Here is a 13,699-nt window from a genome sequence, read left to right as displayed (position 1 = left end):
AGAATTCAATGTGTCTTTGGACCTTCGATCCTATAAATTTTCTACTGGCAAGATTCCGTATAATCACATAAAATATAATCAATACTTAAACACAACAATACCAGGATCCTTATCGTTTGTCACTGCATAAATCATTTGGTCCTTCTCAGAAACAGCGATGGAGCGGATTGATAAATTTGTCTTAAATAGTGCTTTTGGGTTTCCTTCTAAATCAAATTCGAATATCGTATCAGAATTAACTCCGGACTTCTTTCTTTGTGCACTTGTTTTACCTATGTAAACTAAAAAAACAGATTTTTCGCCAATGAAAATATCAGAATACCCTTTTATAGTTTCTTCAGATAAAAATGCTGCTATTTCATTTCCTTGTTGCTCAACTTCATAATCAATTTCATATTTCTTTGGACCAACAAGGGTGATAGATTTCCCAGAATTAAGGCTTATTAATTGAAAATTCTCAAATTGACTTGCAGCATGACCAAGTACATGATTAAATGGATTATATTCAATAGGTCCCTGATACAAATTCGAGAGTAAATAGCCTATTTGTTCATCCACCTCTTCTCCCTTTTCCCAAAGTTCAATTGAACTTTGCCTAGTTCCTAATGTGTCAAATATTCCAAATTTATAGGAGTCTCTTGTCACATAGGAAATTAATTCATTGGGACTTTTCCAATGCATAGAATAACCTAAAAACCAGGCCTCATTCTGTCTGATTGTACGTTTTGCTAAAGAAGATGAGTCATTTAATGAAAATTCATAAAAGCTCTTGCCATTCAGATCATATGCCCAAAAACTATCCTCATTTAAACCTGCATCCAATTCCCAAATACCTGATCTTATTTCCCCGGGGCCATCGCCTATTTTCCCTAAACCTTTTTTGTAACTCAAAGTATGTCTGTTAAGAATATGTAATTGTCTACCTTCTCCCCCAAGATTAGAAACTATCAAATCATTGCCCTTTAACAGAACTTTCCTAGCATTTAAAATACTATCATAAATATATTTTTGCCCAGCTAATTCTTGCACTTTAGGGAATGAATCGAAGCCAAATTTGATTTCCCCACTTTTATTTTCCCTATCTGAACCGCAGGAAAATAGAAATATTATTAAAAAGATCCCAATACTATTTTTAAACATATATAATTAATTAAACCTACACCTAATTAATAGGTGTAGGCTGTTTTTCAATTTTAATTAAGGGCAAAATGGCCCTGGCTTTTTAATCGAATCTGACCAAGCTCCGCCTAACCAATCTTGACAATACTCATCTGGTTCTAGGCAGCACACCCAATGTCCAGGATCCCTTTGTGCCTGAACATTCACACTAGTAAACATCATCGCCCCCATAAAGAATGCCATTCCAAATAATAACTTTTTCATAAGATTTAAAATTTTGATAGTTTTAAAAAAACCCGGCCAGAATTTAGGTCTCACTTAAGACTTCAGTATAAGTTTACAATTTTTTTTTTTTAATCGCAAGGATTAGTTTGAAAAATAACAAAAACACAGTTACAAAACGTAAATAAAGGTTTGAAATGCAATATAATGTAAATGAGATGTTTACTTCTTCAAATACAACTTCTTATCCTGGATATAATCAGCCACTCCATCAGGAAGAATAATTTGACAGATTTGAAAATACGAAAATGACTCAATAATCAAACCGAACAAGATTCGGCTCACGATCCACCGTCACACCGTAGATTGCTCTATGCTCCTAATCCACTGCAAAGCCCTATAACTAGTAATCAGCTTTAGTTTATAAAAAGAGATCTATTTACCAAAAGCGACCATTCAGCTTTGGTAAATATGTCTACAAGAAATATTATGGAATTGGTATAAACGACATAGGTAATCAATCTGGCAGAACCAGATTTACCTTTGTTCATACTGGAAATTGGAACTCGGATTTTATAGCAGTTTTTGTAAACTTGATCACCTAAGGAAGGCGTATTTACCAATTCCTTTGAAATCTTATCTAAGTCAGTCAGAATTGAAGGATATTTTTTCTTCAGTCTTTTTAATTCTCTTGAAAAAGCTTTTGTCGGAACTAATCTATAAGTCATCTTCCATTTCTGAAAAGGATGAATATGATTTGTATTCAACCTTTCCTGCCTCCATGTCTTTTGCCTCTAGGTAGCCTTCTCTGATATCGGAAAGAATCTTATTTTTAACAACAACGTCGTTGGAAACAACTTCAAAGCCAATGTGCATAGCCTCAAGCATAGACTTCACAAGGTCAAGCTTGGATTTATCTTCGGTTTCAATGATGATTTTTTCCATAATTCAAGTTTACAAAATTTTAACCGTTTTAGTTTCAAAACTATGGCAAAGAACGGCTTACAAAATAATAAAGTATCCGATTACTTTACAGAACTAAAATCACTCCTCAATAATCAAACCGCACCAGATTCGGTTCTCGATCCACTGTCACGCCATAGATTGCTCTATTCTCTTCATCTACCGCAAAGCCTAAGATCGGATAATCCAGCTGGAATTGGTTCAAAATATTCCCTTCATAATCAAACTCAAAGATTCTGTTGAGGTTATCAGGATCACTAAGTTGCTGATAGGTTTTCCCATTAAACAGCACAAAAAAAGAATTACTCCCAGGATAAACATCCATATATCTTGATGTGGAATTCCTGCCAAAATCAGCCATCTGATACCCCATGCTATAACTAATCTTAAAATCAGGCAACTCATGTCTTGGCCCATAGATTAATTTACTCGTCCTTTTGTTCAAATCAATGATTTCTATAAAATCTGCTTTTTTGCCTGCATTGATAAAATATTTCCGGGAAGGATTACCTTTCATTGTTCCCTGAAAAATAGTACTCACCAGATTGGCATCTAAGTCCTCTTCCTTATAGCCATTGGGCAATTCCTTTCCTTTGATCATATCACCCCAGTTACCAAAAGTAGCCAGCGTATCACCTGAAGTAGTCAAATAAAGGTATTTGGTCCACCCGTCCACTAAGCTTGCTAAAAGTGTATGATCTTTAGCCCAAGTAGCATAGGTTATAAAATATGCCGTTTCAGGAGATCTGAACTCCTCCTCTGCAAGCTTGTTAGTATCCAATAAGTCATACTTTGAAAATTTACGGACTTCAGGATCGTAGGCCCACACTTTATTCTTTTCTTCGGCACTTTCTATCTGAGTAATTGTTTTGGTTTCACCTGGTCCCAAACCATGAATCCCTTTAGACCTAAGATAACTTCCCGATTCAAGATCAATCACATGAAACTTGTCGTCATATTCGTTCTTTCTCTCAAAGACTACAGCTAGCCCATCCTTTATCATCAATCCTCGCGGATTGATTATTTCCGGAATGTTATATTTCTCTCCAACTAGCTCAATGGGAGAAGGCAAATCCTCCTCCGTGAAGTAAATAGAACCGTCAGAATCAGAAACTTTGGAATTACAGGCACAGAAAAGTAAAATCACACCTAGATTATAAAGTGCTTTGGTCGAATTTATTGATTTCATGAGGCCTGAAATAAAAAAAAGATGTTAATTCCTTTCCTATAATAGTATCTCTGCTTTTAAAAGGCAAATATTAGTTCATAAATCTTCTTACAAATACACCTTCGCATCTCGTATTGATTTTGAGGATGGTAAACAAACCTGATAAATAATCCCTGAAAACAGGCCGTTTAATGAGCGTGTGAATTATTAATCTTCATCCAAATCAAATAGCATTAAAATTAATTCTTCCTTATCTACTTGGCCAAAATCAGCAAACTGTTTTTCTAATGAGGGGTTTAAAGAAAAGTCCCATTTACCGCTTTCTCCTGATGAAAGAACTGCGGCAAATTCATTTTGAGGCGTAATCCCCAAAATCCCTTCAAAGCCGAGATGTCCCACTTCATTTTCAATAAGCTCTTGAGTTGAATAGCTTTTACCTGTTTGCTTAGAATAAATTCTTCCTTGAAGTCCAGTAGAATGTAGGGTGGAGAAAGAAATAAAAGTTTCATTCTGAAAAAGATCCATGACACCTATGTAGATGTCATTTTCCATAAAATATTTTAGAGGGTTAGGTAGATTATTAAAATCTTTAAAAGATAGCTCATTCCCAAAATCTAATTTATACTTAGGTACTATGAAAAGCTGGTCAATATTAACTGAATATAGAGTGTCTCTTAGTCCTAATGTAAGTAAATAATCATCTTCATCAATCTTTGAAAGTACGCTTCTATAATTAAGAGGTGAATCATCTAGCAACGGATTGTATGGAAATCCTGTCAACTTAGTCTCACCGTTTTGGTAAATAGCAAAATTATCTTCTGCGTTCATTGAGCTATAATTGACGACCAATTCCCCATTTTCTAAGAAGACTAAATCGGCATACTCTATCTGCTCTTCATAGAACTCCTCTCTCAAAAAATTACCATCCCAATCAAAATATAATTTTTTTCTGTAGTCCATGGGAATAAGTACAAGCTCATTAGTAAATGAATTCCAAAATACATTTTCAACGTTTTTGTATTCTCCAGGCCCTTCACCAACTCTGTGAATATGATTGATGAATTCTCCTTCAATATCATAGATAAAAATTGTGTTTTCTCTGAGCTTGTCTAGCACAATAATTCTATTTTCTAAAAACATCACTTTATCCATCCTTGATGCTAGGGCAAAAGAATTGGATTGTAATCTAAGCAATCGAACTTTTTTAAGTTCTAGATTATCAGATGATTCCGTTATTCTGATGGTTATGGTGTTCTTGTTTATTTCATGTTTATCAAGATCACACCCAAGAATTACTAAGAAGATCAAAAAAAATATTTTTTTCATAGAGTTTAGTTTTAAGAAAAAGGCACTCTTTATTCAGGAGGTTCAGGAGGAGTGAAATTAAAAAAAACACATTTAGTTGTGGCAATTTGATCGCAAGAAAACCCATTTAATGCACCAAAGAATGAGGTTCTCCTTCCACAAACCGTTACAGTAATTACTGAGCCATTTTCCTCTATTTTTGGTGTGTATGCATCTTCCTCAGCCTGAACACTCAAACTTGAAAACATCATCGCCCCCATAAAGAATGCAATTCCAAATAATAACTTTTTCATAAAATTTAAAATTATGATAGTTTTAAATAAATCCCTGCCAAAATTTAGGTCTCACTTAAGACTTCGGTATAAGTTTACTATATTTTTTTTTTAATCGCAAGGATTAGTTTGAAAAATAACTGTAGTTATATTTACATAACGTAAATCTAGGTTTGAAACACAATTTTATGTAAGTCAACTGATTACCTCCTCTACAAATACAACTTCTTATCCCGAATATAATCCGCCACTCCGTCAGGAAGGAGGTATTTGACAGACTTGCCTGCTAAGATAGACTTTCGGATAAAGGTCGCTGAGATGTCTAATAAGGGCGCATCGATCAGCTTGATATTCTGATGCTCAAAAGTCGTAGTATCATAAATTGGATTCATAAATCGTCCACCTTATTACAAATTAAATTTCCAGAAATAAATATCGAGCTTCAAAAATTAAATTCAACCAAAAAAAGTACTGGGTTTCCCTCCTTATCCAAATCATCACGAAGGCCTTTTAATCTCTCAAAATGTGCGGAAGTACCTCGATAACTATCTATCCCTGACAAAACATTGTGAGGATTTGCCCTAAACACGAATTTATCCCCAATAACCCCAACCGGCATTGCTCTAGTGTCAAACGTAATTTCATCTATGAGATTCGATCGTTTATATATAATAGATTTATTAGATTTATTCGAATAGATATAAGTCCAAGCTTCACCTTCCACAAAAAAGGCTAAATACTTATAGTCTTTTGTTTCATAAAAATCAAAAATATTACAATATAGATTTCGTGCATTAGCTATAGCGTTTTCAGGATTAGGGCTATTTAATAATTCATTGATATTTGATTTCTTTTGTTTGAAATCAATGTATAGATATGGAACTGGCCTTTGAAAATCGCTGATTTTAAATAATGTATCATTGAACTGCCTTCTATAAATCGCATCTCCCTCAGGGGAATAATACATGGGATTAATTAACATCACATTTAAAGCTCTCGTATGATAGGGAAAAAATGAGCTTTCTTTCTGGAATTCATTAGTAGCAAGAACAAGATTATCAACATCTCTACCTGCTCCTATAAATGCATATCCCTCATTATATTTTATGAATTTTTCTCCGACAAAATCATCTATTTTATCCATCGACAGGTAATTGCCATTAGGCTCAAAATTAAGGAATCTTCCATAATCAAGGACTTTTACTTCGTTATTGATTATATCAAAATCCATTGCCTGTTTAAAACCTCCGGGTCCCTCTCCCCTATAGCCTATGGATCTTTGGAATTTGCCATTTTCATCAAAGACAAAAACGGATCTTCCATAAATAAAATCCAAAATATAAAACTCATCCTTATAATAACGAATTTTATGTATCTCCTTAAAAAAAAGAGGTTTTCTAATTCATCGTAATTATCAAGGGGTATTATATCTACATTTGGGTTTATTAACTGAGCAAAGTAAACTTCTGATTTTTCTTGTGTTAAATCAATAGTAAGCATTTTTATAGTAGAATCCTGAATACTTGACTGACACCCAAAACCAACGAAAAACAGAAAAATAAAAGTATATTTAGTACACATAGATATTTTAATTAGAAGGATCAAAGGAAACTCTTCCTTTGGTCAGATACATTTATATAATAGACTTAATTCTATTCTGTGGGGATAATTAAATCGGGATCACAGTCTCTGGTTGTATCATACCAAGTAAAGCATTGGTTTCCATCTCCTGTAAGAAAACAAATCTCATACGTTCCTCCAGATCCATCCGTGCAAAACATTTGTTCCCAACGCATTATATCTTCTTCAGCCTGAACACTCAAACTTGTAAAGAAAATGGCTCCTAAAAAGAACGCCGTTCCAAATAATAACTTCTTCATAATTCTTAAATTATGGTTGATATAAAAATTCTGGCCAGAATCAGGTCTCACTTAAGACTTCGGTATAAGTTTACTATTTTTTTTTTTTTTAATCGCAAGGATTAGTTTGAAAAATAACCGTAGTTGTATTTACAAAACGTAAATCTAGGTTTAAAATGCAGTTTTCTTTAAATCAGCAGATTAGGTACTTACAAATACAACTTCTTATCCCGAATATAATCCGCCACACCATCAGGAAGGAGGTATTTAACAGACTTGCCAGCCAAGATGGACTTGCGGATAAAGGTTGCTGAGATATCCAATAATGGCGCATCGATCAACGTGATATTCGAATGCTCAAAGGTCGTCGCATCGCCAGGTCTGGGATAGACGAAGATCTCGTAGTTGTCCAAAATCGTTTGGTAGTTCTTCCAGCGGCTAAGTTGAGTGAGATTGTCCGAACCTAAAAATAAGCAAAACTTATGCTGAGGATATTGGTCTGTCAAGTAAGCCAGCGTATCTATGGTATAGCTCGGCTTGGGCATGGAAAACTCCACATCGGAAGCCCGAAACTGGTAATTATCTTCAATCGCCAGCTCCACCATTCTCAGCCTGTCAAATTCATGAATAAGTGACTGGCGCCTTTTCAGAGGGTTTTGTGGACTGACCACAAACCACACTTGATCTAAATCGGTGCGGTCATGAAGCGTGTCGGCAATGATCAGATGACCAATATGGATGGGATTAAAAGAACCGAAATACAGACCGATTTTCATATTCTATTATAGTTTTCCATTGGTCACATTTGAAAATCAAAACAATCATAATCGGAATGTTTAATGATTTTTTTGATCACGTCGGTTTCAAAATACTATCGGGCTAAAAATTCGCTGACCAAGTATTCGGCTTCAGCACGGGACTTTGTAAATTCGTCATTGACTACCGTGACATCGAACTGCGGTTCAAACTTAGATTCAAACTCAGCTTTGAATAAGCGACGGGAAAGAGATTCTTCGGATTCCGTTCCCCGTTCATTTAGTCTCGCTGCCAAAATTTCCAAGCTCGGCACTTTCACAAAGATCGCCAGTGCCTGCTCTCCAAAGTACTTTTTCAAGGCTAGCCCACCTTTCACGTCCACATCGAAAATTACAGCTTTGCCAGAATCCCAGATGCGCTGAATTTCTTCTTTGAGTGTACCGTAGAAGTTCCCTGCATAGACTTCCTCCCACTCGATAAATGCGTCCTCGTCTATTTTTTTGATGAATTCTTCCTGCGAAAGGAAATAGTAATCTTTGCCGTGAACTTCATGCCTCCCCCGCTTGTCACGTGTACAGGCAGAAATAGAAAATCCCAGATTGGGGATAGTTTGGATCAAATGCTTCACTAAAGAAGTCTTGCCTGAACCTGATGGGGCAGAAAAAATAATAGCCTTACCTCGAGTCATGACTATTTAATATCCTGAATTTGCTTTCGGATGCTATCCGCCAATTCAGTAGGCACAGCTTGTTTGGTACATTTTGTTTTCAATACATCACGGATTGCTTGCTCTAGGTGATAGTGTTCAAAACACGGTTGACACTTGGCTAGCTTTTCCTTCAAGACTTCCTTGCCAGAATCTATCATTTCTCCGTCCAAAATACTTTCTAGCAGCTCAAAGCATTTGCTTTCGTCACTGCATTGCGTCTTTCGTTCTCCGGATGCGTTTTCTTTCATTTCCATGGGTAATTATTCAATATTATTCCTCGTCTACGTCCGTATTATATCCCATATTTTGGGCATATCCTTGAAGTTTTTCTTTCAATAGATTTCTCGCGCGGTGCAATCTGGACCTTACTGTTCCGATAGGGATATCCAGAATCTTGGCCATCTCCTCGTAAGTGAACCCTTCCAAGTCGCAGAGAATAATCACTGTACGGAAATCCACTGCCAAGCTATTTAGGGCATTAGAGATCTCGTCACCAAGCATATCCTTGACAGATTCTGCCCTGAGATCGCTTGTGCTTTGGTAGTGAACATCATCCGAGTTGTAATAAGTTTCAACCTCCTGATAATCCACCTTTGTGGGTTGCTTGGATTTCTTTCTGTACTCATTGATAAAGCTGTTTTTCAGAATTCTGAAAAGCCAGGCTTTAGCATTCGTGCCCTGCTCAAATGAGTTGATAAAACGATAGGCTTTCAGGTAAGTATCCTGCACAAGATCCTTGGCGTCATCTTCATCGAAGGTGAGCCTGTAGCCAAAATTGTACATTGAGTCTATGTGTGGCATAAACTCCCCATCGAAGATGGCATTTTTCTCTTCCTGAGAATATTTTCTGCGCTGAACTTCCGACATAAGTCTCAAAAGTAATGATTGGGTCAATTTATAACTAGAAAACGAGAATAAATCGAACACATCCGTTTTGTAATGCGTTCTCAAATCTTCCTAATAAAAACAACTAACTTCCTTTTTGACCTGAGATGTTTATACTTAGACTCCTCTCTAGAATACCTTTATCGGTACTTTACATTTTTTCGGATGTACTCTATCTACTCGCTCGATATGTGATTCGCTACCGCAAAAAAGTTATTGATAAAAACCTGCTTCATGCATTTCCTGAGAAAACACCTACTGAAAGAAAGGCTATTCGGAATAAGTTTTATAGGAATTTCACGGATGCGTTTTTTGCCGAAACATTCAAATTGCTGACGATCTCAGAAGCCGAGCTCAGGCAAAGATTCCAAGTAGTCAATCAGCACCTAGTCGATGAGCCGGTCAAAAACGGGAAAAGCTCACTGATGATGGCCGGTCATATATTTAACTGGGAGATGGCTATTCTTGGTGTGGCCTTAAATACTGAAGTAACCGCAGAGACAGTTTATCTCAAGCTGAACAATGCTATCTTCAACAAGCTGATGCTGGCCATCAGAACTCATTTCGGAGGAGTGATGACAGAAAAAACCGCATTTAGACGCAGCATGATCACCATGAGAAACACACCACGAATTGTCCACTTGGCTGCTGATCAAAGACCTCCAGTATCCGAAAATCGCTATACACGGGAATTTATGAATAGACCCGCGCTGTTTTTCGAAGGTGGTGAGATTTTGGCCAAGAAAATGGAGCTGCCTGTTTTCTTTCGGAACTATGACTAAAATAAAGCGTGGTCATTACAGATTTGAATTTTCACCTTTAGCATCTCCTCCTTACACTGATGCTGGCGCCCATAATATTACTGATGAGTTTTGTAAGCGATTGGAAGACAACATCCGAGCACAGCCTGACCTCTACCTTTGGAGTCACAAACGTTGGAAATTATAAGAATAGACCAAAAGAGATTTTACATAACCTTTGAAAACAATCACTTTACAACTGATAAGATTTTAGGACAGGAAGAATTCGAGTGATTTTCCTTTCTTTGTGAGGAATTGATATGATCTACTCGATACTCCCAAAACCTAATGACCTTTGCAATAAGGCTAATCTCTTATCTTCCACTTCCAGTTCTTTATTTGATTTCTGATTTACTCTATTTGGTCGCAAGATTTATTCTCCGATACAGAAAAACGGTAATCGAGGAAAATCTGAAATATGCCTTTCCTCAGAAATCAGAAAAGGAGCAGATCAAAATCAGAAATCGCTTCTATAGAAATTTCACTGATTCATTTGCTGAGACAATCAAACTGCTGACCATCTCTAAGAAAGAGTTTGAGAAAAGATTTCAGATGATCAACACGCATTTACTGGATGAAGCAGTTTCATCCGGGAGATCTGTACTACTGGTTTCAGGCCATCTATTCAATTGGGAAATGGGAGTGATCGGTATTAATCATGTGGTAGAAGCTCCTGTAGAAACGGTTTATTTAAAAGTGAATAATCCTTTTTTTGACAACCTGATCAATACTATTCGGACACGTTTTGGCGGAATAATGAGCGAAAAAAATGCTTTTCGCAAGACCATGCTTACCTTAGCAAAAGAACCAAGAGTGGTATTGCTGGGATCAGATCAGCGCCCGCCTAGGTCTGAAAAAAGATATAAAAGGAACTTCTTGAACAGACCTGCTGTCTTCTTTGAGGGAGCAGAATTTCTTTCAAAAAAAATGAATCTTTATGTCATCTACGGCAAAATGACCAAGATCAAAAGAGGTCATTACCGCTATGAAATGATCAAATTGGCAGAACCCCCATTTGTTGACCATCAGGAGCATAGTATCACAGACAAGTTTTGTGACATGCTCGAAGACAATATCAAACTTCAGCCGGACCTTTACCTCTGGAGTCACAAGCGATGGAAACTTTAAATTGAAAGAACTTGTCCGCCCTGGCGGATTGAAATAACTTATCTGCCCTGGCGGATTGGAAGTCTAAATAATTTCCCAAACCTACACTTGCTTGTCTCCAAGCAAGCTGGTTTTTTGAATCTTAAAACTTGAGTCATGATACTCTTTCTTGCTTCTTGGCTCTTACTTCTCAAATCTTGATACTCGCTCATGATTCTTGTATCTAGACTCTTGCTTCTAAAAAAAAAATGGATTACCTCGATAATTTAAACCCAGAGCAGCGACTGGCTGTAGAGCATACGGACGGACCGGTGATGATCATCGCAGGAGCTGGATCCGGCAAAACCCGTGTATTGACCTACCGCATCGCTCATCTGATTTATGAAAAAGGCGTAGATGCTTTCAATATTTTATCGCTCACATTTACCAATAAAGCGGCAGCAGAAATGCGGCACCGAATTGAAACTTTGGCAGGCTTGGAAGCCCGAAATACCTGGATGGGAACGTTTCACTCTGTATTTGCGAAAATTCTGAGAGTGGAAGCTCCAAAAATCGGCTATCCTTCCAATTTCACCATTTATGATTCTGACGATTCCAAATCGCTTATCCGCACGATAGTAAAAGAAATGCGGTTGGATGACAAAATCTATAAAGCCAACGCGGTACTTTCGAGAATTTCCGGTGCCAAAAACCGCTTGATATCCTGGAAAGTCTATCAGGATGACCCACTTGTGAAAGCTGATGATGAAGCTGCCATGAAGCCAAGGATGGGAGAAATCTACCAGCGCTATCAGGATAGGCTTTTCAAAGCCGGTGCCATGGACTTTGATGATTTGCTTTTCAATACCAACATACTTTTCCGAGATCACCTTGATGTGCTGAATAAATACCAGCAGCGATTCAAATATGTGATGGTGGATGAGTTTCAGGATACCAACCTTTCCCAATACCTGATCACCAAAAAGCTGGCAGCTGTCCATCAAAACATCTGCGTGGTAGGTGACGATGCGCAAAGTATCTATGCTTTTCGCGGAGCGGATATCCAAAACATTCTGAATTTCGAGAAAGATTATCCGGATCTTTTTGTAGTCAAATTGGAGCAAAACTACCGCTCCACGAAGACGATTGTAGATGCGGCGAATTCTATCATAGAAAAAAATAAAGCGCAGCTCAAGAAAAACGTCTGGACTTCCAATGGAGATGGTGACCTGATCGAACTGGTCAAAGCTAGTACAGACAGCGAAGAAGGCAGGATCGTAGCATCCACTATTTTTGAAGAGAGAAATACCAAAAAGCTCAACAACAGCGATTTTGCAATTCTCTATCGGACAAACTCACAATCCAGAGCGATAGAGGAAGCCCTTCGCAAGTTGAACCTGACATATAAGATTGTCGGCGGGCTATCTTTCTACCAAAGAAAAGAGATTAAAGACTTGATGGCCTATATGCGCTTCACTGTGAATCCAGTGGATGAAGAGGCTTTTAAGCGAATCGTCAATTATCCTAAGCGCGGCATTGGCGACACTTCGGTGGATAAGATTATGGTCGCGGCATTTGATCATGACATGCAGCTCTGGGAGGTGGTTCAAAATGCACACAGCTTCATCGGTGGGCGAGCGGCAAGTCAACTGGATGACTTTGCTACGATGATCAAAGCCTTTAAGATCGAAGTGGAGCGAAAGGATGCTTTCGAAGCAGCAAGTAGCATTGCCAAGCAAAGTGGGCTTCTCCGCGAGCTATATGAAGACAAAACCATAGAAGGACTGAATCGCTACGAAAACGTCCAGGAATTGCTCAATGCGATCAAAGAATATGTGGACAATGAAGAAAATGAGGACAAAAGCTTAGGGTCTTTTCTTCAGGAAATCGCTTTGCTCACAGATAATGATCGTGACAAAGACATGACTGATGCCATCACTCTCATGACTATTCACTCCTCGAAAGGTCTGGAGTTTAAGCAGGTTTTCGTGGTGGGTATGGAGGAGGATTTGTTTCCTTCGCAAATGATGATGCAGAGCAGAGAAGATCTCGAGGAAGAACGTAGATTATTCTACGTGGCTACTACCAGAGCGATGGACAAGCTTTATTTCACTTATGCACTCACTAGATACCGCTATGGTAGATTGCTGAACTGTGAGCCTAGCAGATTCTTGGAAGAAGTAGATGCCAATTGCATAAAAGTAAATAAACGAGTAGCTTCGAAGGAAATGTCCGGGGCATTCCGAAAAGAAGGATTACCGGGAACCTCAGAATCATACTCTGGCTATATAGGTATTAAAAAGAAGCCTGAAACCAGGATGCCAACGGCAATGAAGTTGCATACCCCAAGCCCGGATTTCAAACCTTCAAATACCAATAATCTGCAAGCAGAGCAATTGATAGAACATCCAAAGTTTGGATTTGGGAAAGTTCAAAAGATTGAAACAGAAGGAATTAACCGAAAAGCTACGATTCAATTCGAGCATTTTGGTGAGAAAACATTATTACTTAGCTTTGCGAAGCTCAGAATTATAGACTAATCACCTGCTCCCCTG

18 protein-coding genes are annotated in these 13,699 nt (G+C 37.7%); 4 read left to right on the top strand and 14 right to left on the bottom strand.

The window, feature by feature from the left end; all coding sequences use genetic code 11:
* Positions 1-78: 78 nt before the first annotated feature.
* The 14 genes from BVH04_RS16015 to BVH04_RS15950 form a co-directional block, all read right to left on the bottom strand.
* Positions 79-1,140, bottom strand: coding sequence for a BF3164 family lipoprotein (locus BVH04_RS16015; protein WP_086542480.1), 1,062 nt, complete (start codon positions 1,138-1,140; stop codon positions 79-81).
* 57 nt (positions 1,141-1,197) lie between these two features.
* Positions 1,198-1,383 carry a hypothetical protein gene (locus BVH04_RS16010; protein ID WP_086542479.1) on the bottom strand — a complete coding sequence of 62 codons (186 nt, stop codon included), beginning with the start codon at positions 1,381-1,383 and terminating at the stop codon, positions 1,198-1,200.
* 374 nt (positions 1,384-1,757) lie between these two features.
* The gene (locus tag BVH04_RS16005) at positions 1,758-2,069 is read right to left on the bottom strand and encodes a type II toxin-antitoxin system RelE family toxin (RefSeq protein ID WP_086542478.1); all 312 of its coding nucleotides are present in this window, start codon (positions 2,067-2,069) and stop codon (positions 1,758-1,760) included.
* Entirely contained in the window at positions 2,059-2,286 is a 228-nt protein-coding gene (locus tag BVH04_RS16000) for a hypothetical protein (protein WP_086542477.1), read from the bottom strand. The genes BVH04_RS16005 and BVH04_RS16000 overlap by 11 nt, the downstream gene beginning before the upstream one ends.
* 106 nt (positions 2,287-2,392) lie before the next feature.
* Positions 2,393-3,493: a BF3164 family lipoprotein gene (locus BVH04_RS15995; RefSeq protein ID WP_086542476.1), complete on the bottom strand. Its 1,101-nt coding sequence runs from the start codon at positions 3,491-3,493 to the stop codon at positions 2,393-2,395.
* Between the two features lie 186 nt (positions 3,494-3,679).
* Positions 3,680-4,798 (bottom strand): 6-bladed beta-propeller, encoded by a 1,119-nt coding sequence (locus tag BVH04_RS15990; protein ID WP_086542475.1) that lies wholly within the window; start codon positions 4,796-4,798, stop codon positions 3,680-3,682.
* 29 nt (positions 4,799-4,827) lie between these two features.
* Positions 4,828-5,070, bottom strand: coding sequence for a hypothetical protein (locus BVH04_RS15985; RefSeq protein ID WP_086542474.1), 243 nt, complete (start codon positions 5,068-5,070; stop codon positions 4,828-4,830).
* A gap of 191 nt (positions 5,071-5,261) precedes the next feature.
* Positions 5,262-5,441, bottom strand: coding sequence for a nicotinate-nicotinamide nucleotide adenylyltransferase (locus tag BVH04_RS15980; RefSeq protein ID WP_086542473.1), 180 nt, complete (start codon positions 5,439-5,441; stop codon positions 5,262-5,264).
* Between the two features lie 50 nt (positions 5,442-5,491).
* Complete coding sequence (locus BVH04_RS15975; protein WP_262481371.1) at positions 5,492-6,424, bottom strand: 6-bladed beta-propeller; 933 nt, start codon at positions 6,422-6,424, stop codon at positions 5,492-5,494.
* A gap of 277 nt (positions 6,425-6,701) precedes the next feature.
* A complete protein-coding gene (locus BVH04_RS15970) occupies positions 6,702-6,929 on the bottom strand; it encodes a hypothetical protein (RefSeq protein WP_086542471.1) in 228 nt (75 codons plus the stop codon).
* A gap of 188 nt (positions 6,930-7,117) precedes the next feature.
* A complete protein-coding gene (nadD, locus tag BVH04_RS15965) occupies positions 7,118-7,684 on the bottom strand; it encodes a nicotinate (nicotinamide) nucleotide adenylyltransferase (RefSeq protein WP_086542470.1) in 567 nt (188 codons plus the stop codon).
* Between the two features lie 95 nt (positions 7,685-7,779).
* Entirely contained in the window at positions 7,780-8,352 is a 573-nt protein-coding gene (gene gmk / locus BVH04_RS15960; RefSeq protein ID WP_086542469.1) for a guanylate kinase, read from the bottom strand.
* A 2-nt stretch (positions 8,353-8,354) separates the two neighbouring features.
* Positions 8,355-8,627: a mycothiol system anti-sigma-R factor gene (locus BVH04_RS15955; RefSeq protein ID WP_086542468.1), complete on the bottom strand. Its 273-nt coding sequence runs from the start codon at positions 8,625-8,627 to the stop codon at positions 8,355-8,357.
* A gap of 16 nt (positions 8,628-8,643) precedes the next feature.
* On the bottom strand, positions 8,644-9,240 hold the full coding sequence (locus BVH04_RS15950) for a sigma-70 family RNA polymerase sigma factor (protein WP_086542467.1): 597 nt from the start codon (positions 9,238-9,240) through the stop codon (positions 8,644-8,646).
* Positions 9,241-9,365: 125 nt separating this feature from the next.
* Here BVH04_RS15950 and BVH04_RS15945 point away from each other — a divergent pair, with 125 nt between their 5' ends.
* The 4 genes from BVH04_RS15945 (at position 9,366) to BVH04_RS15935 (ending at position 13,684) form a co-directional block, all read left to right on the top strand.
* Positions 9,366-10,040: a lysophospholipid acyltransferase family protein gene (locus BVH04_RS15945; RefSeq protein ID WP_086542466.1), complete on the top strand. Its 675-nt coding sequence runs from the start codon at positions 9,366-9,368 to the stop codon at positions 10,038-10,040.
* Positions 10,033-10,206: an LpxL/LpxP family acyltransferase gene (locus BVH04_RS26670; RefSeq protein ID WP_116116518.1), complete on the top strand. Its 174-nt coding sequence runs from the start codon at positions 10,033-10,035 to the stop codon at positions 10,204-10,206. The genes BVH04_RS15945 and BVH04_RS26670 overlap by 8 nt, the downstream gene beginning before the upstream one ends.
* 140 nt (positions 10,207-10,346) lie before the next feature.
* On the top strand, positions 10,347-11,186 hold the full coding sequence (locus tag BVH04_RS15940) for a lysophospholipid acyltransferase family protein (RefSeq protein WP_086542465.1): 840 nt from the start codon (positions 10,347-10,349) through the stop codon (positions 11,184-11,186).
* Positions 11,187-11,413: 227 nt separating this feature from the next.
* The gene (locus BVH04_RS15935) at positions 11,414-13,684 is read left to right on the top strand and encodes an ATP-dependent helicase (RefSeq protein ID WP_086542464.1); all 2,271 of its coding nucleotides are present in this window, start codon (positions 11,414-11,416) and stop codon (positions 13,682-13,684) included.
* Positions 13,685-13,699: the final 15 nt, after the last annotated feature.

This window comes from Algoriphagus antarcticus (assembly GCF_002150685.1).
Taxonomy (GTDB): domain Bacteria; phylum Bacteroidota; class Bacteroidia; order Cytophagales; family Cyclobacteriaceae; genus Algoriphagus; species Algoriphagus antarcticus.
Note: the sequence above shows the minus strand (reverse complement) of the source record. Positions and strands in the feature narration are given on the sequence as shown.